This is a genomic window from Pantoea septica (assembly GCF_002095575.1).
Taxonomy (GTDB): Bacteria; Pseudomonadota; Gammaproteobacteria; order Enterobacterales; family Enterobacteriaceae; genus Pantoea; species Pantoea septica.
The window spans coordinates 1-19,686 of sequence record NZ_MLJJ01000053.1; the positions used below are offsets into that span (position 1 = coordinate 1).

Annotated in this window: 23 protein-coding genes and 1 pseudogene; 6 read left to right on the top strand and 18 right to left on the bottom strand. The window is 59.3% G+C overall.

Translation table 11 applies throughout. From position 1 onward, the window contains the following. From HA46_RS19375 to fkpA, 9 genes are all read right to left on the bottom strand, one after another. On the bottom strand, positions 1 to 253 hold a 253-nt coding region (locus HA46_RS19375; protein WP_244277545.1), incomplete at its 3' end, for a GTP-binding protein. A gap of 70 nt (positions 254 to 323) precedes the next feature. Then, positions 324 to 2,438 (bottom strand): elongation factor G, encoded by a 2,115-nt coding sequence (gene fusA / locus HA46_RS19380; RefSeq protein WP_033752983.1) that lies wholly within the window; start codon positions 2,436 to 2,438, stop codon positions 324 to 326. A 93-nt stretch (positions 2,439 to 2,531) separates the two neighbouring features. Further along, positions 2,532 to 3,002: a 30S ribosomal protein S7 gene (gene rpsG, locus HA46_RS19385; RefSeq protein WP_013510774.1), complete on the bottom strand. Its 471-nt coding sequence runs from the start codon at positions 3,000 to 3,002 to the stop codon at positions 2,532 to 2,534. A 96-nt stretch (positions 3,003 to 3,098) separates the two neighbouring features. Continuing rightward, positions 3,099 to 3,473, bottom strand: a complete 375-nt coding sequence (gene rpsL / locus HA46_RS19390; protein ID WP_003852912.1) for a 30S ribosomal protein S12 — start codon at positions 3,471 to 3,473, stop codon at positions 3,099 to 3,101. Positions 3,474 to 3,596: 123 nt separating this feature from the next. After that, positions 3,597 to 3,884: a sulfurtransferase complex subunit TusB gene (gene tusB, locus HA46_RS19395; RefSeq protein ID WP_033792550.1), complete on the bottom strand. Its 288-nt coding sequence runs from the start codon at positions 3,882 to 3,884 to the stop codon at positions 3,597 to 3,599. Between the two features lie 9 nt (positions 3,885 to 3,893). Next, positions 3,894 to 4,253: a sulfurtransferase complex subunit TusC gene (tusC, locus tag HA46_RS19400; protein ID WP_033792551.1), complete on the bottom strand. Its 360-nt coding sequence runs from the start codon at positions 4,251 to 4,253 to the stop codon at positions 3,894 to 3,896. Next, on the bottom strand, positions 4,253 to 4,639 hold the full coding sequence (tusD, locus tag HA46_RS19405) for a sulfurtransferase complex subunit TusD (RefSeq protein ID WP_033792552.1): 387 nt from the start codon (positions 4,637 to 4,639) through the stop codon (positions 4,253 to 4,255). Before tusD ends, tusC begins: the two co-directional genes overlap by 1 nt. Next, positions 4,639 to 5,361 (bottom strand): helix-turn-helix transcriptional regulator, encoded by a 723-nt coding sequence (locus tag HA46_RS19410; RefSeq protein WP_033792553.1) that lies wholly within the window; start codon positions 5,359 to 5,361, stop codon positions 4,639 to 4,641. Before HA46_RS19410 ends, tusD begins: the two co-directional genes overlap by 1 nt. 165 nt (positions 5,362 to 5,526) lie before the next feature. After that, positions 5,527 to 6,354 carry an FKBP-type peptidyl-prolyl cis-trans isomerase gene (fkpA, locus tag HA46_RS19415; protein ID WP_033792554.1) on the bottom strand — a complete coding sequence of 276 codons (828 nt, stop codon included), beginning with the start codon at positions 6,352 to 6,354 and terminating at the stop codon, positions 5,527 to 5,529. A 280-nt stretch (positions 6,355 to 6,634) separates the two neighbouring features. Here fkpA and HA46_RS19420 point away from each other — a divergent pair, with 280 nt between their 5' ends. Beyond that, complete coding sequence (locus HA46_RS19420) at positions 6,635 to 6,853, top strand: SlyX family protein (RefSeq protein WP_033753004.1); 219 nt, start codon at positions 6,635 to 6,637, stop codon at positions 6,851 to 6,853. Positions 6,854 to 7,022: 169 nt separating this feature from the next. Here HA46_RS19420 and slyD read toward each other — a convergent pair whose 3' ends face one another. The 4 genes from slyD to kefG all read right to left on the bottom strand — a co-directional run bounded on the left by slyD (position 7,023) and on the right by kefG (position 10,339). After that, positions 7,023 to 7,574, bottom strand: coding sequence for a peptidylprolyl isomerase (slyD, locus tag HA46_RS19425; RefSeq protein WP_048784949.1), 552 nt, complete (start codon positions 7,572 to 7,574; stop codon positions 7,023 to 7,025). Positions 7,575 to 7,767: 193 nt separating this feature from the next. Then, positions 7,768 to 7,962 carry a YheV family putative zinc ribbon protein gene (locus HA46_RS19430; RefSeq protein WP_033753007.1) on the bottom strand — a complete coding sequence of 65 codons (195 nt, stop codon included), beginning with the start codon at positions 7,960 to 7,962 and terminating at the stop codon, positions 7,768 to 7,770. 20 nt (positions 7,963 to 7,982) lie between these two features. Continuing rightward, positions 7,983 to 9,788, bottom strand: coding sequence for a glutathione-regulated potassium-efflux system protein KefB (gene kefB / locus HA46_RS19435; protein ID WP_033792556.1), 1,806 nt, complete (start codon positions 9,786 to 9,788; stop codon positions 7,983 to 7,985). Next, positions 9,788 to 10,339, bottom strand: coding sequence for a glutathione-regulated potassium-efflux system ancillary protein KefG (gene kefG, locus HA46_RS19440; RefSeq protein ID WP_033792557.1), 552 nt, complete (start codon positions 10,337 to 10,339; stop codon positions 9,788 to 9,790). Before kefG ends, kefB begins: the two co-directional genes overlap by 1 nt. A gap of 113 nt (positions 10,340 to 10,452) precedes the next feature. Here kefG and HA46_RS19445 point away from each other — a divergent pair, with 113 nt between their 5' ends. Beyond that, the gene (locus HA46_RS19445) at positions 10,453 to 12,357 is read left to right on the top strand and encodes an ABC transporter ATP-binding protein (RefSeq protein WP_084886153.1); all 1,905 of its coding nucleotides are present in this window, start codon (positions 10,453 to 10,455) and stop codon (positions 12,355 to 12,357) included. 153 nt (positions 12,358 to 12,510) lie between these two features. On the opposite strand, the gene tauD is transcribed toward HA46_RS19445, so the two are convergent. Genes tauD through tauA form a run of 4 tightly spaced genes read right to left on the bottom strand, consistent with a single transcriptional unit; the run spans position 12,511 to position 15,929 of the window. Further along, positions 12,511 to 13,350, bottom strand: a complete 840-nt coding sequence (gene tauD / locus HA46_RS19450) for a taurine dioxygenase (RefSeq protein WP_033792561.1) — start codon at positions 13,348 to 13,350, stop codon at positions 12,511 to 12,513. Beyond that, positions 13,347 to 14,174, bottom strand: a complete 828-nt coding sequence (tauC, locus tag HA46_RS19455; protein ID WP_084886155.1) for a taurine ABC transporter permease TauC — start codon at positions 14,172 to 14,174, stop codon at positions 13,347 to 13,349. The genes tauD and tauC overlap by 4 nt, the downstream gene beginning before the upstream one ends. Further along, a complete protein-coding gene (tauB, locus tag HA46_RS19460; RefSeq protein ID WP_084886158.1) occupies positions 14,171 to 14,938 on the bottom strand; it encodes a taurine ABC transporter ATP-binding subunit in 768 nt (255 codons plus the stop codon). The genes tauC and tauB overlap by 4 nt, the downstream gene beginning before the upstream one ends. 10 nt (positions 14,939 to 14,948) lie before the next feature. Further along, on the bottom strand, positions 14,949 to 15,929 hold the full coding sequence (gene tauA, locus HA46_RS19465; RefSeq protein WP_208857425.1) for a taurine ABC transporter substrate-binding protein: 981 nt from the start codon (positions 15,927 to 15,929) through the stop codon (positions 14,949 to 14,951). A 236-nt stretch (positions 15,930 to 16,165) separates the two neighbouring features. Between tauA and HA46_RS19470 the strand changes: the two are divergent. Beyond that, positions 16,166 to 17,146, top strand: a pseudogene (locus tag HA46_RS19470) (LacI family DNA-binding transcriptional regulator). Between the two features lies 1 nt (position 17,147). Here HA46_RS19470 and HA46_RS19475 read toward each other — a convergent pair. Continuing rightward, entirely contained in the window at positions 17,148 to 17,750 is a 603-nt protein-coding gene (locus HA46_RS19475) for a LysE family translocator (RefSeq protein ID WP_084886162.1), read from the bottom strand. A gap of 58 nt (positions 17,751 to 17,808) precedes the next feature. Between HA46_RS19475 and HA46_RS19480 the strand changes: the two genes are divergently transcribed. The 3 genes from HA46_RS19480 to HA46_RS19490 form a co-directional block, all read left to right on the top strand. Next, entirely contained in the window at positions 17,809 to 18,825 is a 1,017-nt protein-coding gene (locus HA46_RS19480) for a hydrolase (RefSeq protein ID WP_084886165.1), read from the top strand. Next, positions 18,822 to 19,040 carry a YheU family protein gene (locus HA46_RS19485; protein ID WP_033753035.1) on the top strand — a complete coding sequence of 73 codons (219 nt, stop codon included), beginning with the start codon at positions 18,822 to 18,824 and terminating at the stop codon, positions 19,038 to 19,040. Before HA46_RS19480 ends, HA46_RS19485 begins: the two co-directional genes overlap by 4 nt. Before the next feature lie 61 nt (positions 19,041 to 19,101). Then, positions 19,102 to 19,686, top strand: a 585-nt coding sequence (locus tag HA46_RS19490; protein WP_084886169.1) for a nucleoside/nucleotide kinase family protein, incomplete at its 3' end; no start/stop codon positions are given.

Here is a 19,686-nt window from a genome sequence, read left to right on the forward strand (position 1 = left end):
GACCCGGGCAGTCAACGTGCGCGTAGTGACGAGTCGGGGTTTCGTACTCAACGTGAGAGGTGTTGATGGTGATACCGCGAGCCTTCTCTTCCGGCGCGTTATCGATCTGGTCGAATGCGCGAGCCTGGCCGCCGTAGGTTTTAGCCAGAACGGTAGTGATTGCTGCAGTCAGGGTGGTTTTACCGTGGTCAACGTGACCGATGGTGCCCACGTTTACGTGCAGTTTGTTACGTTGAAATTGCTCTTTCGCCATGGCGATAATCCTTACTGTTATGCCTTCATCATTGATGAAGGCATCTGTTCACAATTTTTAAACCGTAGCCTTATTTGCTACGAGCTTCAATAACGGCCTGAGCGACGTTGTTCGGCGCATCATCGTACTTCAGGAACTCCATGGAGTAAGAAGCACGGCCTTTAGTCAGAGAACGCAACTGCGTCGCGTATCCGAACATTTCAGACAGCGGAACTTCAGCGTGAATCTGAACGCCGGTAGCGTTAGATTCCTGCCCTTTCAGCATACCACGACGACGGCTAAGGTCACCGATGACGTCACCGGTGTTCTCTTCCGGAGTCTCTACTTCAACCTTCATGATCGGCTCAAGCAGTACCGGCTGCGCTTTCTTAAAGCCATCTTTAAAGGCGATAGAAGCGGCCAGTTTAAACGCCAGCTCTGAGGAGTCCACGTCATGGTAAGAACCGAAGTGCAGACGCACGCCCAGATCAACAACCGGATAACCTGCCAGCGGGCCAGATTTCAGCTGTTCCTGGATGCCTTTGTCAACCGCAGGGATGTATTCGCCAGGAATCACACCGCCTTTGATGTCGTTGACAAATTCGTAGCCTTTCGGGTTTGAACCCGGCTCCAGCGGATACATGTCGATAACAACATGACCGTACTGACCGCGACCACCAGACTGCTTAGCGTGCTTACCTTCGATGTCGGTAACTTTAGAGCGAATCGCTTCGCGGTAAGCTACCTGCGGTTTGCCCACGTTCGCTTCAACGTTGAATTCACGCTTCATGCGGTCAACAATGATGTCGAGGTGCAGCTCACCCATACCAGCGATGATGGTCTGGTTAGATTCTTCGTCAGTCCATACGCGGAATGACGGGTCTTCTTTAGCCAGACGGCCCAGAGCCAGACCCATTTTTTCCTGGTCAGCTTTGGTTTTCGGCTCAACGGCGATAGAGATTACCGGCTCCGGGAACTCCATACGTTCCAGGATAATCGGGTTGCTCGGGTCACACAGGGTGTCACCGGTGATCACGTCTTTCAGACCGATCGCAGCCGCGATGTCGCCCGCGCGAACTTCGCTGATCTCTTCACGTTTGTTAGCGTGCATCTGTACGATACGGCCGAAACGCTCACGAGCAGATTTTACTGAGTTCAGTACGGTATCACCTGAGTTAACCACGCCAGAGTAGACGCGGAAGAAGGTCAGGTTGCCCACGAACGGGTCGTTGGCGATTTTGAACGCCAGCGCAGAGAACGGCTCGCTGTCGTCAGCGTGACGCTCAGCAGGCGTATCTTTACCGTCGTCCAGCATACCGTTGATCGCAGGAACGTCAGTCGGTGCCGGCAGGTATTCGACCACGGCATCCAGCATTGCCTGAACACCTTTGTTCTTGAACGCAGAACCACAGGTAACCAGGATAATTTCGTTGCGCAGTACGCGCTGACGCAGAGCGGTTTTGATCTCTTCTTCGCTCAGCTCTTCGCCGCTGAAGAATTTCTCCATCAGCTCTTCAGAAGCTTCTGCTGCCGCTTCGATCAGCTTGCCGCGCCACTCTTCAGCCAGTTCCTGCATGTCGGCCGGGATATCTTCGTAAACGAAGGTTACGCCCTGGTCGGCATCGTTCCAGTTGATGGCTTTCATTTTGATCAGGTCAACGACGCCGGTGAAGTTCTCTTCAGCGCCGATAGCCAGCTGCAGCGGAACCGGAGTCGCGCCCAGACGGGATTCAATCTGACCAACAACTTTCAGGAAGTTCGCGCCCATACGGTCCATTTTGTTAACGAACGCGATACGCGGAACTTTATATTTGTTTGCCTGACGCCATACGGTCTCAGACTGCGGCTGCACACCACCTACAGCACAGTAAACCATTACTGCGCCATCGAGCACACGCATTGAACGTTCTACTTCGATGGTGAAGTCAACGTGTCCAGGGGTGTCGATGATGTTGATACGGTGCGGCTCAAACTGCTTGGCCATACCGGACCAGAATGCGGTGGTCGCTGCAGACGTGATGGTGATACCACGCTCCTGCTCCTGCGCCATCCAGTCCATGGTCGCTGCGCCATCGTGTACTTCACCGATTTTGTGGTTAACACCGGTGTAGAACAGGATGCGCTCGGTCGTCGTGGTTTTACCGGCGTCGATGTGTGCGCTGATACCAATGTTACGGTAGCGCGCAATGGGTGTTGTACGAGCCATTTGATTCCTCTGATTCTCGGACGTTCAAAATTAGTCGAACCCAGCGGGTTAGCATTTTGCACGCCCGCTGGTTTAACAACAACTACGTGGCGATTACCAGCGGTAGTGAGCGAACGCCTTGTTGGCTTCTGCCATGCGGTGAACGTCTTCACGTTTCTTAACTGCAGTACCTTTGTTTTCTGCAGCGTCAGAAAGTTCGTTCGCCAGGCGGAGAGCCATAGATTTATCACCGCGTTTACGAGCAGCTTCTACGATCCAACGCATTGCCAGAGCATTACGACGAACCGGACGGACTTCTACTGGTACCTGATAGGTAGAACCACCAACGCGACGTGACTTAACTTCGACAGTCGGACGTACGTTTTCGAGGGCTACTTCAAAGGCTTCCAGCTCGTTTTTACCAGAACGCTGAGCCAGGGTCTCAAGCGCAGTATAAACGATTGATTCAGCAGTAGATTTTTTACCATCTACCATCAGGATATTTACAAATTTGGCCAGCAGCTCTGATCCGAACTTAGGATCCGGCAGGATTTTACGCTGACCAATGACGCGACGACGTGGCATGGAAATACTCCGTTGTTAATTCAGGATTGTCCAAAACTCTACGAGTTTAGTTTGACATTTAAGTTAAAACGTTTGGCCTTACTTAACGGAGAACCATTAAGCCTTTGGCTTCTTCACGCCGTACTTGGAGCGAGCCTGCTTACGGTCTTTAACACCTGAGCAGTCCAGCGCGCCACGAACGGTGTGGTAACGCACACCTGGCAGGTCTTTAACACGACCGCCACGGATCAGGATCACGGAGTGTTCCTGCAGGTTATGACCTTCACCGCCGATATAGGAGGTAACTTCAAAACCGTTAGTCAGACGAACACGGCAAACTTTACGCAGTGCGGAGTTCGGTTTTTTCGGAGTGGTGGTGTACACACGGGTACAAACGCCACGTTTTTGCGGGCAAGCTTCCAGCGCAGGCACGTTGCTCTTTGCAACTTTGCGTACGCGTGGTTTGCGAACCAGCTGGTTAACTGTTGCCATTAAATAGCTCCTGGATTTGCTTTTGCTTCGTAAACACGTAATAAATCGCCCCGTATAACTACGAGGACGCAGAATTTTAGGGCTGAGCCCATAGGGTGTCAAGAAATAACCAGGCTTTACGCATTACCAGGTCATTTGCTGCCGATGTTTTTCAGTGAGCGCGACGAAACCAGTATAGTCCACCGGTCTTATTTTGGCTGAAATTTGACCAGCAAGGCCGCGCGCGCTCACGTCTTCCGTCAGTACCCACAGCGTTGCGGGCGACGTCAACAAGCGGCTCAACGCGCTGCTGCCCTCCAGCGCGCCCAGCACGCCATCCTGCAGCAGCAGCAAATCATCCTCCGCCGTCAGCATGAGCAGCAGCGTGTCGAGGTCGCTGTACCAGGGTGAATGCATCAGGGTATGTAACATAGCGCGCTCTTAAAAGGTGATGATGCGATCGTAGGTCGCCAGCTGCTGTCGCAGCGCTGCCGCATCCAGAATGCCGACATCCATTACGCGCGCGCCCTCTTCCGCCAGACCGCGTTCACGCAGCGCTTCGCGGCTGATATAGCACTGCTCGATATCATACAGCGCCAGCACGCCGAACGTGGCGGCATGATTGCGCGCGAGGATCCTCTCCGGCTGCTGGTCGGGCATAAGCTGCAGCACGCCGTCGCCGATAAAGAACAGCCCGATCGACTCGCTCAGCGCGCCGGTGGCCAGCGCGGCGTCGAGCCCCTCGCGACCAGCGCTGCTGCCGTGCGGCGCGCGGGTAAACACAAAAGCGACGCGATTCATTAAAACTGCACCAGACGATCGCAGCCGAGCGCGGCTTCCGCCAGCGCGCCCAGGCCGCTGAGTTCAAATCCCGGCTGCAAATTGCTGCCCGCCAGCTGCAGCCGCTCCGCCTCCTGCGCGTCGGTGACGCCGCGGCGCAGCGCGGCGGCTACGCAGATGTTCAGCGCCACGCCCTGCTCCTGATGCAGCGCTAGCCAGGCGCGCACGATATCTGCTTCGTCGCTGGCCGGCGCGGTGAGCTCATTGGCGTTCAGCACGCCCTCGCGATAGAAAAAGACGCTCTGCAGCTGATGACCAGCAGCCAGCAGCGCGCGGGCGAACAGCAAGGCGCTGCTCGCCTGCTGCGTGCCGTAGGCCGGACCGGTCACCAGCAGGGTGTAACGCATTAGCGCTCCTGCCCCTGGAAATCGCCGTTCTTGAACTGGCGAATATAGAGATAAACGGTGTGCTTAGAGATATTGAGGCGATCCGCGACCTGATTGATAGCGTCTTTGATATCGAAGATGCCCTTCTCATAGAGGTTCAACACGATCTGACGATTCTTGGCGTTATTGGAGACGTTGCGATCGGCGCTCACCTCTTCGATGGTGAACTCCAGCGTTTGCGTCACCAGATCCTCCACCGAGCTGGCGAAATTCACGTTCGAATCGACCTGATGCATCTCCGGCGGCATAAAGGTCGACATAATCTGCGAGAAAGGCACATCGAGGTTCATGTTGATGCACAACAGCCCAATGACGCGCTGCTGCCGGTTGCGTATCGCGATGGTGACCGACTTCATCAGCACGCCGCTTTTGGCGCGGGTGAAGTAGGCGCGAGAAACGTTGCTGTCCGCGCCGTGCATATCGTGCAGCATGCGCAGCGCCAGATCGGTAATCGGCGAGCCCACTTTACGGCCGGTATGCTCGCCGTTGGCGATGCGTACCGCCGAACGCTTCAGATCTTCCAGCGAATGCAGCACGATTTCGCAGTGCGAACCAATCAGCATCGCCAGGCCGTCAACCACCGCCTCATAGGATCGGAGGATATCGTAGTCCGTTTGCTCGAAGGGACGCTGCTCCAGTAAATCGAAGTCGCTCAGTTCGCCGGGATTGAATGGATTTGACATCGAAGACATTACCCTAAATGGCTGGAGCCTGTCTCAGCGCAGCGGGCAGACTCTTTTTATTGGGAAAGTTATGCAGAGGATAGTCTGGCAAATGTCGCACGCTTATGCCAGAGCTTTGTCGCAGGCTGAAAATGAAACCGCCGCCCGAAGGCGGCGGCAGACAGATTATTGAGATTTCTTCGCGTCGGCGGCTGGCGCCTGCGCTTTCTCGTCTGCTTTAGGCGCCGGCTTGATGTCGAGCAGTTCGACATCGAACACCAGCGTCGAGTTGGCCGGAATGCCCGGCACGCCGTTTTTGCCATAGGCGAGCTGCGGCGGGATCACCAGCTTGATTTTACCGCCTTTCTTCACGTGCTTCAGACCTTCGGTCCAGCCCGGAATCACGCCGTCGAGACGGAAAGAGAGCGGCTCGCCGCGCGTATAGGAGTTGTCGAACTCGGTGCCGTCGATCAGGGTGCCTTTGTAGTTCACAACAACGGTATCGCTGTCTTTCGGCGCGTCGCCGCTGCCTTCTTTCTCTACTTTATAAAGCAGACCGGATTCGGTTTTCTTCACGCCGCTCTCTTTGGCGAATTTGTCGGCGAAAGCGGTGCCTTTATCGGCGTTCTCTTTCGCGTCTTTTTCCATCTTCGCCTGCGCGGCGCCTTTCACGCGGCCCTCAAAGGCCTGCAGAGTCTGCTCGATCTCTTGATCGGAGAGTTTGCTCTTGCCGCCGAACGCATCCTGAACGCCAGCGATTAGCTGATCTTTGTCCAGCTTGATGCCCAGTTTCTCCTGTTCCTTCAGGGAGTTGTCCATGTAGCGACCCAGCGAGGCGCCCAGAGCGTAGGCTGATTGCTGGTCTTCATTTTTGAAGGCCGCATTTTTCGGCGCCTGCGGTGCCGCATCGCTCGCAGCAGGCGCTGCGGTCGCTTCGGCTGCCATCGCCAGCGGCGCGTTCAGCGCAATGGCCATGGTGGTGGCTAACATTGTGACTTTAAACAGTGATTTCATCCTTTCTCCAAAACCGAAGCGTCTCACCTCGGGAATTATTGCGGACTAAAGCTCCACACTATAACTGTACGCGGCAGCGGCGAACACTCCCGCAGCGTAATTACCCGGTTCTCCTCCGACCTTTTTTGCATCAGGAAGTTTCATCAGAGATGATGCTGCAAAAGGCGTTATTCAACCCTTTACAGGCGAGGCGGCAAAGAAATCGGGTGATTCTTACAGGGGAAGCCGTAGAATCAGCGCCTGATGCGAGAGTCGCAGCGTCGAACCAGGAGAAGAGGTCATGCAACAATCAGAGTGGGAACAACGGCTTGAAGCGCTGGAAAGCAAGCTGGCCTTTCAGGAGCTAACCATCGATCAGCTTAATCAGACGGTGGTGCAGCACGAGCTGGAGATGGCGAAAATGCGCGAGCAGCAGCGCCTGCTGCTGGATAAGCTGAAAGCGGCCGCGCCGTCGATGGTGGCGTCGCAGTCGGAGGAGACCCCGCCTCCGCATTACTGATATGTTCAGACTGGCTGCGCAACGCCGATGCTGCGTTGCTGCGTCAGCGTGAGATGCTCACATACCGCGGTATGCTTCCTGGCGCCTTGCCTCGCCGCTTGCTCGCGCCTTCCTCGATCGCAAAGGCAAAAAAAAGCCACCTTGAAGGTGGCTCTGGAAATCGGGGGGCTTAGTGGTTGCAGCCGCAACCGCCGTGGCTGCCGCAGCCGCCGTTGCCGTGATCGTGACCATGATCGTGGTCATGGTCGTGACCGTGCTCGCCGTGAACGTGGCCGTGCGCCAGCTCTTCCGGCGTCGCTTCGCGGATCGCGACGACTTCCACGTTGAAGTTCAGGTTCTGACCCGCCAGCATATGGTTGCCGTCAACCACGACGTGCTCGTCTTCCACTTCAGTGATTTCGACCGGAACCGGACCCTGATCGGTTTCCGCCAGGAAGCGCATGCCAACCTGCAGTTCGTCAACGCCCATAAAGACGTCTTTAGGAACGCGTTGCACCAGGTTATCGTCGTACTGGCCGTATGCATCGTTAGCCGGAATATGCACGTCAAACTTGTCGCCGACGTCGTGATTTTCCAGCGCTTTTTCCAGACCAGAAATCAGGGAACCATGACCGTGCAGATAGTCTAACGGCGCACTTACCGGCGACTCGTCAACCAACACACCATCTTCTGTACGTACCTGATAGGCCAGGCTCACCACCAGGTCTTTTGCTACTTTCATGATATCTCCTAACCGTTGAGAACTAAGATCCCGTCTCATTGGTCTATTCTTACGTGCAATAACACCAACCAGAAAGGTTCGGGGCTGAGATCGCCTCTTGCGCGATGCGATTAACCTCAGCGTTAGTGGCGCCGATTGTATCGGAATTCAATCCCGCTGTAAGTTTAAGCGTAAAAAAAGCTGCGCCATTTCGCTACTCGGGATGGAAAATACCGATCACTTGCTCCTGGCTGCGAACCTGATCGCGAACCTGCTTATCCGCCTCGCGCATCTGGTGTCCGCACTTTACGCACTCCACGACGTCAACGTTGTTTTCTCGCCACATCGCCAGCGTGTCTTTTTCCTGACAGTGCGGGCAAACCGCACCGGCAATAAATCTTTTACGCATAGTAGTTAACCTGTTTGCTGTTACTGATCTTCGTCCCAGTCGTCGATCTGTCGTCTCTCATGCTGCATCTCGCGCCGGAAAATATCCTCCAGCTCGCGCCTCGCCTCGCGCACGCGGGAGATCTGGGCGTTGTCCGTATGATTCGGCATCAGCTCGCGCAGCATACGCATATCGAGGCGGCGGAAGTGCAGCTGCGCGCGCTGCGCCTGGTGCGGATGCATACCGACCGAAATCAGCGCTTTGCGTCCCAACTCCAGCGCACTGGAGAAGGTTTCACGCGAGAACTGCGTGACGCCCGCCAGCAGCAGCTCGTGCGCCTCGACGCGTCCGCGCGCCCGCGCCACGATCTCCAGCTGCGGAAAGTGCTGCTGACAGAGATGCACGATCGCCATGGTATCTTCCGGCTCATTACAGGTGATAACGATCGACTGCGCGCTGGCCGCGCCGGCGGCGCGCAGCAGCTCCAGCTCGGTGGCGTCGCCATAGTAAACCTTGTAGCCGTACTTACGCATCAGGCTGACCGCGCTGATGTCGCGCTCCAGCACCGTGATCCTTTTATTATTGGCCATCAGCAGACGGCCCACCACCTGCCCCATTCGGCCGAAGCCCACCACGATTACCTGCGGCTGGTCATCCTCCACGAACGGCTTTTCACCATCTTCGTCCACTTCATTAAAGCGCCGCGCCAGCAGCTTATCGATCGCCTGCATCAGCAGCGGCGTGGTCATCATCGACAGCGTGACCGTCACCAGCAGCAGCGGCAGCTGATCGCCGACGAACAGCCGCGCCGACGAGGCGGCGGAAAAGAGCACAAAGGCGAATTCGCCGCCCTGGCTCAGCACGCCGGCGAACTGCTGACGCTCTGAGCTGCGCAGCCCGTAGACCCGCGCCAGCACGTAGAGCACCAGCGTCTTCACCGTGACCAGAATCAGCACGCCGAGCAGGATCTCCAGAATATGGGTATAGAGCACGCCGAGGTTGAGCGCCATGCCGACGGAGATAAAGAACAGCCCGAGCAGCAGCCCCTTAAAGGGATCGATGGCGACCTCCAGCTCGTGGCGGTACTCGCTTTCCGCCAGCAGGATCCCGGCGATAAAGGTGCCCAGCGCCATCGACAGTCCGAGGGCGTCCATAAACAGCGCCGAGCCCAGCACCAGCAGCAGCGCGGCGGCGGTAAAGACCTCGCGCACGCCGGAGGCGGCGATAAAGCGGAAAATCGGCCGCAGCAGATAGCGTCCGCCCACCAGCATGCCGGCGAAGGCCAGCACCTTCATGCCGATCTTCATCCAGTCGATATTGCCGCTGTCGCTGCCCGCCAGCAGCGGCACCAGCGCCAGCGCCGGAATCACCGCCAGGTCCTGGAACAGCAGCACCGAAAAGCCGAGCTGCCCCGCCTCGCTGCGGTTCATGCCTTTGTCGCGCATCAGCTGCAGCGCCATCGCGGTTGAGGACATAGCGAGGCCGATGCCGCCAATCACCGCGGCCTGCCAGCTGAAGTCGCTCAGCCACAACAGCGCGCCGAGGATGCCGGCGGAAATCAGCACCTGCGCCGCGCCGACGCCGAAAATCGAACGCCGCAGCGACCAGAGCTTCGACGGATTGAGCTCCAGCCCGATGATAAACATCAGGAACACTACGCCCAGCTCCGAGAAGTGCAGGATCTCCTCGACGTCGCTGATAAAGCCCAGTCCCCAGGGACCGATAGCGATGCCGGCCACCAGATAGCCCAGCACCGCGCCAATGCCGAGACGCGCGGCGATGGGCACGATCAGCACCGCCGCCACCAGATAGATAACGCCTGCGGTCAGCAGCGTTTGTCCTTCCATCAGAGACCTCCGTTAGGCAGCGGCGCGGCGAGCCATTCGCCATAAGCGCGGGCAAAGTGGCTCATCACCTCTTTCGGCTGTCGCCGCGCCCAGTAAAGGATCATCGGCGTCATCCAGTGCATGCGGCACATCTGCGCAGTGAGTTCGAACGGGCGCATAATGTCCGACATGGAATAGCGGTTAAGGCCGCTCTGCTGATAGGCCGCCTCCGGCTCGCCGGTGGTGATCACGCTGCGCCAGTATTTGCCTTCCAGCGCGTTGCCGTCGACGCCGTTGGCAAAGCCGCGCGACAGCACGCGATCCAGCCACTCTTTCAGCAGCGCGGGGCAGCTATAGGTATAGAGCGGATGCTGGAAAACGATCACCTGATGTTCACGCAGCAGCTGCTGCTCATAGTGAATGTCGATAAAAAAATCAGGATAGTGCGCGTACAGATCGTGTACGGTGACGTTCTCTTGTTTCTGCGCCGACTGCAGCAGGACCCGATTCGCTATCGACTCCTGCGTTTCGGGATGGGCGTAAAGCAGCAAAACTTTTGCTGGCTGCGACATAGTTATCCTCTTCCAAAGCGTCGTCATAGCGGCGCTTTTCCGCTACCATGCACGACGCGACACCCTCTAATTATGTGGTGGGTAAATTAACATATTCTGACGATACGGCGCTTATGATTGTCTTTTCTTCTCTGCAAATCCGCCGCGGCGTCCGCGTGCTGCTCGATAACGCTTCCGCCACTATCAATCCCGGTCAGAAAGTCGGCCTGGTAGGTAAAAACGGCTGCGGCAAATCGACCCTGCTGTCGCTGTTAAAAGGCGAGATCGCCAGCGACGCGGGCGGCGTGACCTTTCCCGGCAACTGGGCGCTGGCCTGGGTTAACCAGGAGACTCCGGCGCTGAGCAAACCGGCGCTGGAATACGTTATCGATGGCGATCGCGAGTATCGCGAGCTTGAGGCGCAGCTGGCGGACGCCAACCAGCGCAACGACGGTAACGCCATCGCGCTGCTGCACGGCAAGCTGGACGCGATTCAGGCGTGGAGCATTCACGCCCGCGCCTCAAGCCTGCTGCACGGCCTCGGCTTTAGCCAGGAGCAGCTGAACCGTCCGGTGAGCGACTTCTCCGGCGGATGGCGTATGCGCCTTAACCTTGCTCAGGCGCTGGTCTGTCGTTCAGATCTGCTGCTGCTTGACGAGCCTACCAACCACCTCGATCTCGACGCGGTCATCTGGCTGGAGCGCTGGCTGAAAAGCTACGAAGGCACGCTGATCCTGATCTCGCACGACCGCGACTTCCTCGATCCGGTGGTGGATAAGATTATCCATATTGAGCAGGAAAGCCTCTACGAATACACCGGCAACTACAGCTCGTTCGAACGCCAGCGCGTCGCCAAGCTGGCGCAGCAGCAGGCGCTGTTTGAAAGCCAGCAGGAGAAAGTGGCGCATCTGCAAAGCTATATCGACCGCTTCCGCGCCAAGGCCTCAAAAGCGAAGCAGGCGCAGAGCCGCATCAAGATGCTGGAGCGCATGGAGATGATCGCTCCGGCGCACGTCGACAACCCCTTTAGCTTCAGCTTCCGCGCGCCGGAAAGTTTGCCGAACCCGCTGCTGAAGATGGAGAAAGTGACCGCAGGCTACGGCGAGCGCATTATTCTCGACGCCATCAAGCTCAATCTGGTGCCTGGCTCGCGCATTGGCCTGCTGGGCCGCAACGGCGCGGGCAAATCGACGCTGATTAAGCTGCTGGCAGGCGAACTGAGCCCGCTCGACGGCGAGGTCGGGCTGGCGAAAGGCATTAAGCTGGGCTACTTCGCACAGCATCAGCTGGAGTATTTGCGCAGCGACGAGTCGCCGCTGCAGCATCTGGCGCGCATCGCGCCGAAGGTGCTGGAGCAGCAGCTGCGCGACTATCTGGGCGGTTTCGGCTTCCAGGGCGACAAGGTCAGCGAAGTCACGGCGCGTTTCTCCGGCGGCGAAAAGGCGCGGCTGGTGCTGGCGCTGATCGTCTGGCAGCGCCCTAACCTGCTGCTGCTCGACGAACCGACCAACCACCTCGATCTCGACATGCGCCAGGCGCTGACCGAAGCGTTGATCGATTTCGAAGGCGCGCTGGTGGTGGTCTCGCACGATCGCCATCTGCTGCGCGCCACCACCGACGATCTCTATCTGGTGCATGACGGCAAGGTCGATGTCTTCCCGGGCGATCTGGAGGATTACCAGCAGTGGCTGAGCGACCTGCAGAAGCAGCAGGCGCAGGCGGACGCCGCGCCGAAGCAGGACAACGGCAACAGCGCGCAGGCGCGCAAAGATCAGAAGCGTCGCGAGGCTGAGCTGCGCATGCAGACGCAGCCGCTGCGCAAAGAGATCGAGAAGCTGGAGAAGCAGATGGCGAAATGGCAAAGCCAGCTCACCGAAGCGGAAAACCAGCTGGCCGACGGCGACATTTACGACCCAGGCCGTAAAGCGGATCTGACCGCGGCGCTCCAGCGTCAGGCAGAGAGCAAAGCGGCGCTGGAAGAGGTCGAGATGGCATGGCTGGATGCGCAGGAACAGCTGGAGGCGATGCTCGCCTCCTGACGGTTAGCCTTTTAGCCTTTTAGCCTTTTACGGACTTAAAACGATCGTACCGGAGCGAGACAAGGCGCCAGCCGCGCCATAAGCGGAGCATACCGACGTATGTGAGCATTATGGCGCGGCGCAGCAACGCGGTCGCAGCCCGGTACGGACGTTTTAAAAAGGCTGATCCCCCAACACCGTCGCGCGATGCATAATCCGCCTTGCCGGATAATAATCCGCATTCGCATAATGCTGCGTCACGCGGTTATCCCAGATCGCCACGTCGTTCGGCTGCCAGCGCCAGCGCACCTGAAACTCTGGCTTAGTCGCATGCGCATAGAGCAGCTCCAGCACGGCATGGCTCTCTTTCTCGCTCAGCTCGACAATCCGCGTGGTAAAGCCTTCATTGACGAATAGCGCCTTGCGGCCGCTGACCGGATGGGTGCGGATCACCGGATGCTGCACCGGCGGATGCTTCGCCACCGCCTCCTGCCAGCGCTGATGCTCCTCTTCGGTTCGACGATATTTATACTCCTGAAACGACTTCCTGAAGTCGTGCTCGGCATGCAGCCCGTCCAGCAACCTCTTCATCGGGGCGGAAAGGGTTTCATATGCCGCGATGCCGCTCGCCCACAGGGTATCGCCGCCTGACTCAGGCAGCAGCTTCGACGCCAGAATCGCCACCGCCGGCGGCGTGTTGATAAAGGTTACGTCGGTGTGCCAGTTGTCGTTGTCCGGCGGATTATCCTGATGGGTATCCAGCACGATAATCTCCTCTACGCCGTCGGCATGCGGATAGACCGGATGGATATGGAGGTCGCCGAAGCGCGCCGCCAGCGCGCGCTGCTGGTGCGGCGTAACCGGCTGGTCGCGCAGAAACAGCACCTGATGGCGCAGCAGCGCGTGATAGAGCTGTTCAAACTGGGCGTCGCTGAGCGGCCGGGTTAAATCGAGATTCGACACCTGCGCGCCAATGTAGGGGCCGAGCGCGGTGATGTTCAGCTTTTCGTTCATGATTGTTCTCCATTCCAGGGCGTCAGTCGACGCTGCAGGGCGCGCAGCCCAAGTTCTAAGGTAAAGGCAATCAGCGCGATAACCGCGATGCCCGCCAGCACGACGTCGGTCGCCAGAAATTCGCCAGCGGACTGCACCATAAAGCCGAGCCCGCGCGTCGCGGCGATCAGCTCCGCCGCCACCAGCGTCGACCAGCCGACGCCGAGGCCGATGCGCAGGCCGGTCAGAATCTCCGGCAGCGCGCCGGGCAGGATCACCCAGCGCAGCAGCTGCCAGCGGCTGGCGCCCAGCGACTGAGCGGCACGGATGCGCACCTGCTGCGTATTGCGCACGCCCGCCAGAGTCGAGAGCGTCACCGGCGCGAAAATCGCCAGGTAGATCAACAGAATTTTGGAGGTCTCGCCGATACCGAACCAGATCACCATCAGCGGCAGATAGGCGAGCGGCGGCACGGGACGGTAGAGCTCAATCAGCGGGTCGAGCAGGCCGCGCACCGCCGGGCTCAGGCCCATCGCGATGCCGACCGGAATGCCAATGGCCGCCGCGGCGAACAGGGCAACCAGCATGCGCGTCAGGCTGGCGGCGAGATGCTGCCATAGCGTGGCATCCATAAAGCCCTGCGGGCTGGCGATCAGCAGCAGCTTGCTCAACACCTGCTGTGGCGCTGGCAGAAACAGCGGGCTAATCAGCCCGAGTGCCGTGATGCTCCACCAGATCAGCAGCAGCAGCGCCAGGCTCAGCAGGCTCAGGCTGAACGAGCGGGAAAAAGGCCAGCGCAGACGGCGACGCGCCGCCGTGGTTTTGTCGTTGATCACCGCGCTCATGCAAAGGCCTCCCGCTGCTCAAACACCCGACTCAGCACATATTCACGCTGCGCAATAAAAGCGGGATCGGATTTGATGGCGCGGCAGGATTCACCGGCGGCAAAGCGCTGGCCGAAGTTAAGCTTCAGGCGCTCCACGATGCGGCCCGGTCCCGGCGAAAGCAGCAGCAGTTCGCTGGCGAGAAACACCGCCTCTTCGATATCGTGCGTGATAAGAAAAATTTGCTTGCCGCTGTCGCGCCACAGCGTCAGCAGCAGGGTCTGCATCTGTTCACGAGTAAAGGCGTCCAGCGCGCCGAAAGGCTCGTCGAGCAGCAGCAGCTGCGGATCCGCCGCCAGCGCGCGGGCGATGCCGACGCGCTGGCGCTGACCGCCGGAGAGCTGCCAGACAGGACGGTTCTCCGCTCCTTCCAGCCCCACCTTCTTAATCAGCCGCCGTGCGATAGCGTTGCGTTCGCCGCGCGCCATTCCCGCAAGCTGCAAACCGAACGAGACATTGTCCAGCACGTTGCGCCACGGCAGCAGCCCTTCATGCTGAAACACCACGCCGCGCTCCGCGCCCGGCCCGCTGATGGTTTTCCCCTTCAGCGTGATGCTGCCGGACTCGACCGGCAAAAAGCCGGCGATCAGGTTCAGCAGGGTGGTTTTGCCGCAGCCCGACGGGCCGAGCGCCACCAGCAGTTCGCCTTTATCCAGCTGCAGATTGATATCCTGCAGCGCGGGTCTTCCGTCATAACGCGCGTTGAGATGAGCGATGCGCAGCATGGGCTTCTCCTTACTGTTTCGCCAGCGGCTCGACAAAGCGGGTGGTGACGAAATCGCTGTAGTCAGCGTTCGCCTGCGGCACTTTGCCCTGCTCTTTCAGGAATTTGGCCGTATCGACGATCGCTTTATTCACCGGTTTGCCCAGCTGTTCCACCTGCTGCTGCGCCGTAAGATAAGTATTGCCTTTCACCAGATCCGGCACCTGCGCTTCCGGCACGCCGCTCAGGCGCGACAGCTTGCTCAGGTTATCCGGCTGCTTCAGCCATTTATCCGGGTTCTCGATATAGGGTTTCTGCGCCTCAAGGGCGCTGCGGGCGAAGGCGGTCACTACCTCAGGATGCGCCTTCGCGAAATCTTTGCGCACCACCCAGACGTCAAGCGTCGGCGATACCCACTGCCCAACCTGGGAAGAGTCGGTCAGCACCTTGCCCTCTTTCTCCAGCTGATTGACGGCGGGCGCCCAGACGTAGGCGCCGTCGATATCGCCGCGCTGCCAGGCGGCGATAATCGCAGGCGGCTGCAGATTCACCAGCTGCACCTCGGTCGGCTTGATGCCCCAGTGCTTCAGCGCCGCCAGCAGGCTGTAATGAGTGGTGGAAATAAAGGGCACGGCGATGCGCTTGCCGATCAGATCTTTCGGGCCGCTGATGTTTTTCTTCACGACCAGCGCCTCGGAGTTGCCGAGCTGGGACGCCAGCAGAAAGGCCTCAATCGGCAGCTGCTGGGTGGCGGCCACCGCCAGCGGGCTGGAGCCGATATTGCCGATCTGCACGTCGCCCGACGCCAGCGCGCGCAGCACCCCCGCTCCGCTGTCGAACTTACGCCAGTCGACGGTCGCGCCGCTCTCTTTGGCGAAGGTGTTGTCCGCCTGCGCGACCTTGGCCGGTTCGGCGGAGGTCTGGTACGCCACCGTCACGTTGACGGCCTGCGCCTGAAAGACCAGCAGCGAAAGCGCTGCGGCCAGAATCGTTAAGGGTCTTTTTACTGCCATGATGTCGCACTCCGCCGGGATCTGATGATGGGCGCAGTGTCGCCAGCGGCGATGATTTCATAAAGGAATTAAAAATTATTCTTAATAAAAAGATGTTCTTAGATCATGATTGGCAAAGCTGATGCGAAATCTGGCAATAGATACGCCATTATTCAGACAAAATGGCAGGCGCTCACATTGCCGCTGTGCTATTGATAAGGCTCTACGGTAAACCGACGAAAAAGGGTTGCGGCAACATGTCCATTGAGAAGGTCGCGCTGCTGGCGGGCGTATCAAAAGCAACGGTATCCCGCGTGCTTAACGATCATCCAGGGGTGAAAGCGGATACGCGCGATCGGGTGCTGGCGGCGATCTCTGCCAGCGACTATCAGCCCAATTTGCTGGCGCGCCAGCTGCGCACCGCCCAGAGCCATATGCTGCTGGTGCTGATCTCCGATATCACGAATCCTTTCTGCTCGCGCGTAGTGCAGGGTATCGAAGCGGAAGCAGAGGCGCAGGGCTACCATATTCTGCTCTGCAACTCCGCCTCGCAGCTGCGGCGCGAATCCGCCTATCTCGGCCTGCTGACCGGCAAAGTGGTGGATGGCGTCATCACCATGGATGCGGCGTCTGCGTTGCAGGATATTGCCGCCCTTATCGGCGACGCGCCCTGGGTGCAGTGCGCAGAATACGACCCCGCTATACCGGCCTCTTCCGTCGCTATCGACAACCGCGACGCGGCGCAGGAGACGGTGCGCTATCTGGCGGGCAAAGGCCGCCGCCGGATCGGACTGGTGAACAGCGATATGCGCTACCTCTATTCGCACCAGCGGGAGGCGGGCTATCGCGCAGGGCTGGATCAGCTGGCGCTGCCGTGGCGCGGCGTGGCGTATGCGGAAAACATTTCATGCGAGGCGGGCAGCTAGGCGCTGCGCCAGCTTTTGCAGCAGCCCGAACCGCCGGACGCGGTGCTGGCGGTATCGGATGTGCTGGCGGTAGGCGTGGTGCACGCCGCGCGGGAGGCAGGTTTGCGCGTGCCGGAAGATCTCGCCGTCGTCGGCTTTGACGGCATCCCCTTCACCAGCAGCCTGAACCCGCCGCTCACCACCGTCGAGCAGCCGATGTATCAACTGGGCGCGCGCAGCGTGCAGCTTTTGCTACAGCGCATTCGCCGTCCGGCCTCTCCCGTGGTGCGCGAAGTGCTGCCGTGGACGCGCGTCGAGCGCGCCTCCAGCTAGCTCAGCGCCAGATCAGCAGCACGCAGGCGGCGGTCAGCAGGCCCATCGTCAGGTTAAAAATCGTCCAGGCGCGGCGGCTACGCAGGATGCGCCCGATCATCGCGCCGAAGCCGATCCAGATAATGCCCGCCACCAGGTTAACCAGGAACATGCCGAAGCTGATGGCCGCCACCGAGTGTAGATAGGCGGAGCCGGCAAGGCTGAAGCTGGCGATGGCGCCCAGCGCCATCAGCCAGGCTTTCGGATTGATCAGCTGCAGCAGGCCGCCCTGCCAGAACGGCATAGGTTTCGGCGGCGCGTCGCCGGTTTCCAGCTCTTCATAGGCGGCGGTGGCGATTTTCCACGCCAGCCAGAGCAGATAAAGACTACCGGCAATCTTCAGGATAAGGTGTAGCGCGGGATAGAGCAGGATCAGGCCGCCGACGCCGAACGCCACCATTAGCAGCATCAATTGCATGCCGATCATAATGCCGATCATGAGCGGCAGCGTGCGCCAGAAGCCGAAATTGGCGCCGGACGCGGTGAGTAACATATTATTAGGGCCTGGCGTGATAGCAGCGACCCAGAGAAAACCTAACATTGAGAAAAACAGGCTCAGTTCCATGAACGGGCGCTCCTTACCCCCAGATTCGCAACAAGCCTAACGAAGCTAACAGTGTGATATGGATCAGACAAGTCCCGGCGATATGAATTTTACTCCTGAGGCAGCGGCGAGCTTTATGCCGCCACGCGCCCTGCGCAATCCGCATCTGCAGACGGTGCTGCCTCGTCTGGTGCGCCGTCGCCTGCTGCTGCGTCCGCACTGGCAACGCCTCGACCTGCCGGACGGCGACTTCGTCGATCTCGCCTGGAGCGAAGACCCGCAGCAGGCGAGCCATAAACCGCGCGTGGTGCTGTTTCACGGCCTGGAGGGCAACTTCCACAGCCCTTACGCTCACGGGCTGATGCACGCCTGCCAGCGGCAGGGCTGGCTCGGCGTGGTGATGCACTTTCGCGGCTGCGGCGGCGAGCCGAATCGTCTGCATCGCATCTATCACTCCGGCGAAACCGAAGACGCCGCCTTTTTTTTGCGCTGGCTGAAAACGCGCTGGGGCGATGTGCCGACCGCTGCGGTAGGCGTATCGCTCGGCGGCAATATGCTGGGCTGCCTGCTCGGCAGGCTGGGCGACGCCGCGCCGCTCGACGCCGGGGTCATCGTCTCGGCGCCGCTGCTGCTGGAGCCGTGCAGCCTGAAGCTGGAACAGGGCTTTTCGCGCTTTTATCAGCGCTATCTGCTGGACCAGCTGAAAAAGAACGCCGAGCGCAAACTCCTTGCCTGGCCGGGAACGCTGCCGGTGGATCTGCCGCAGCTCAGGGCGCTGCGTCGCCTGCGCGACTTCGACGACGCCATTACCGCCCGCGCCCACGGCTTTCTTGACGCGGGCGACTACTACCGCCGCGCCAGCGCCATGCCGCTGCTGAAAAATGTGCGCAAGCCCTTACTGATCATTCACGCGAAAGACGATCCTTTTATGACTGACGAGGTGATCCCGCAGCCGGGTCAGCTCTCAGCCGGTACGACCTATCAACTCACGCCGCATGGCGGACACGTTGGCTTTGTCGGCGGCACGCTGCGTCAACCGCAGATGTGGCTCGAGCAGCGTGTGCCGCAGTGGCTTACACAGTGGCTCTCATCATGATTATTCCCTGGCAACAGCTCGATCCCGATACCCTTACCAACCTGATCGAAGCCTTTGTGCTGCGCGAAGGCACCGACTATGGCGAGCAGGAGCGCAGCCTGGCGCAAAAGGTGGCCGACGTGCGCCGCCAGCTGGAGCGCGGCGACGTGGTGCTGGTCTGGTCGGAACTGCATGAAACCATCAATATCATGCCGCGCAGCGAATTCCGCGGCTGATGCGTCAAGGCGCTTTTCGTGTTAACAATGCTCATCGCCCGATTTCACAGGGAGCTTTTTCATGTCAGCACGACACCCGATTATTGCGGTAACCGGCTCCAGCGGCGCCGGCACCACCACCACCAGCCTGGCGTTTCGTAAAATTTTCCAGCAGCTCAATCTGCACGCCGCCGAGCTGGAGGGCGACAGCTTCCACCGCTATACGCGGCCGGAAATGGATATGGCTATCCGCAAGGCGCGCGATTTAGGGCGCCACGTCAGCTATTTCGGCCCGGAAGCCAACGACTTCGGCCTGCTGGAGCAGACCTTTATCGACTACGGTAATGCGGGCAAAGGCCAGTCGCGCAAATATCTGCACACCTACGACGAAGCTGTGCCCTGGAATCAGGTGCCAGGCACTTTTACGCCGTGGCAGCCGCTGCCGGAAAATACCGACGTGCTGTTTTACGAAGGGCTGCACGGCGGCGTCGTCACGCAGCAACATAACGTGGCGGAGAAGGTCGATCTGCTGGTGGGCGTGGTGCCGATCGTCAACCTGGAGTGGATCCAGAAGCTGGTGCGCGACACCAGCGAGCGCGGCCACTCGCGCGAGGCGGTGATGGACTCGGTGGTGCGATCGATGGAGGATTACATCAACTTCATTACG

Coding starts and splice junctions, on each gene's coding strand:
- fusA (WP_033752983.1), bottom strand. CDS start 2,438: ATGGCTCGTACAACACCCATTGCGCGCTACCGTAACATTGGTATCAGC.
- rpsG (WP_013510774.1), bottom strand. CDS start 3,002: ATGCCACGTCGTCGCGTCATTGGTCAGCGTAAAATCCTGCCGGATCCT.
- rpsL (WP_003852912.1), bottom strand. CDS start 3,473: ATGGCAACAGTTAACCAGCTGGTTCGCAAACCACGCGTACGCAAAGTT.
- tusB (WP_033792550.1), bottom strand. CDS start 3,884: ATGTTACATACCCTGATGCATTCACCCTGGTACAGCGACCTCGACACG.
- tusC (WP_033792551.1), bottom strand. CDS start 4,253: ATGAATCGCGTCGCTTTTGTGTTTACCCGCGCGCCGCACGGCAGCAGC.
- tusD (WP_033792552.1), bottom strand. CDS start 4,639: ATGCGTTACACCCTGCTGGTGACCGGTCCGGCCTACGGCACGCAGCAG.
- HA46_RS19410 (WP_033792553.1), bottom strand. CDS start 5,361: ATGTCAAATCCATTCAATCCCGGCGAACTGAGCGACTTCGATTTACTG.
- fkpA (WP_033792554.1), bottom strand. CDS start 6,354: ATGAAATCACTGTTTAAAGTCACAATGTTAGCCACCACCATGGCCATT.
- HA46_RS19420 (WP_033753004.1), top strand. CDS start 6,635: ATGCAACAATCAGAGTGGGAACAACGGCTTGAAGCGCTGGAAAGCAAG.
- slyD (WP_048784949.1), bottom strand. CDS start 7,574: ATGAAAGTAGCAAAAGACCTGGTGGTGAGCCTGGCCTATCAGGTACGT.
- HA46_RS19430 (WP_033753007.1), bottom strand. CDS start 7,962: ATGCGTAAAAGATTTATTGCCGGTGCGGTTTGCCCGCACTGTCAGGAA.
- kefB (WP_033792556.1), bottom strand. CDS start 9,788: ATGGAAGGACAAACGCTGCTGACCGCAGGCGTTATCTATCTGGTGGCG.
- kefG (WP_033792557.1), bottom strand. CDS start 10,339: ATGTCGCAGCCAGCAAAAGTTTTGCTGCTTTACGCCCATCCCGAAACG.
- HA46_RS19445 (WP_084886153.1), top strand. CDS start 10,453: ATGATTGTCTTTTCTTCTCTGCAAATCCGCCGCGGCGTCCGCGTGCTG.
- tauD (WP_033792561.1), bottom strand. CDS start 13,350: ATGAACGAAAAGCTGAACATCACCGCGCTCGGCCCCTACATTGGCGCG.
- tauC (WP_084886155.1), bottom strand. CDS start 14,174: ATGAGCGCGGTGATCAACGACAAAACCACGGCGGCGCGTCGCCGTCTG.
- tauB (WP_084886158.1), bottom strand. CDS start 14,938: ATGCTGCGCATCGCTCATCTCAACGCGCGTTATGACGGAAGACCCGCG.
- tauA (WP_208857425.1), bottom strand. CDS start 15,929: ATGGCAGTAAAAAGACCCTTAACGATTCTGGCCGCAGCGCTTTCGCTG.
- HA46_RS19475 (WP_084886162.1), bottom strand. CDS start 17,750: ATGGAACTGAGCCTGTTTTTCTCAATGTTAGGTTTTCTCTGGGTCGCT.
- HA46_RS19480 (WP_084886165.1), top strand. CDS start 17,809: ATGGATCAGACAAGTCCCGGCGATATGAATTTTACTCCTGAGGCAGCG.
- HA46_RS19485 (WP_033753035.1), top strand. CDS start 18,822: ATGATTATTCCCTGGCAACAGCTCGATCCCGATACCCTTACCAACCTG.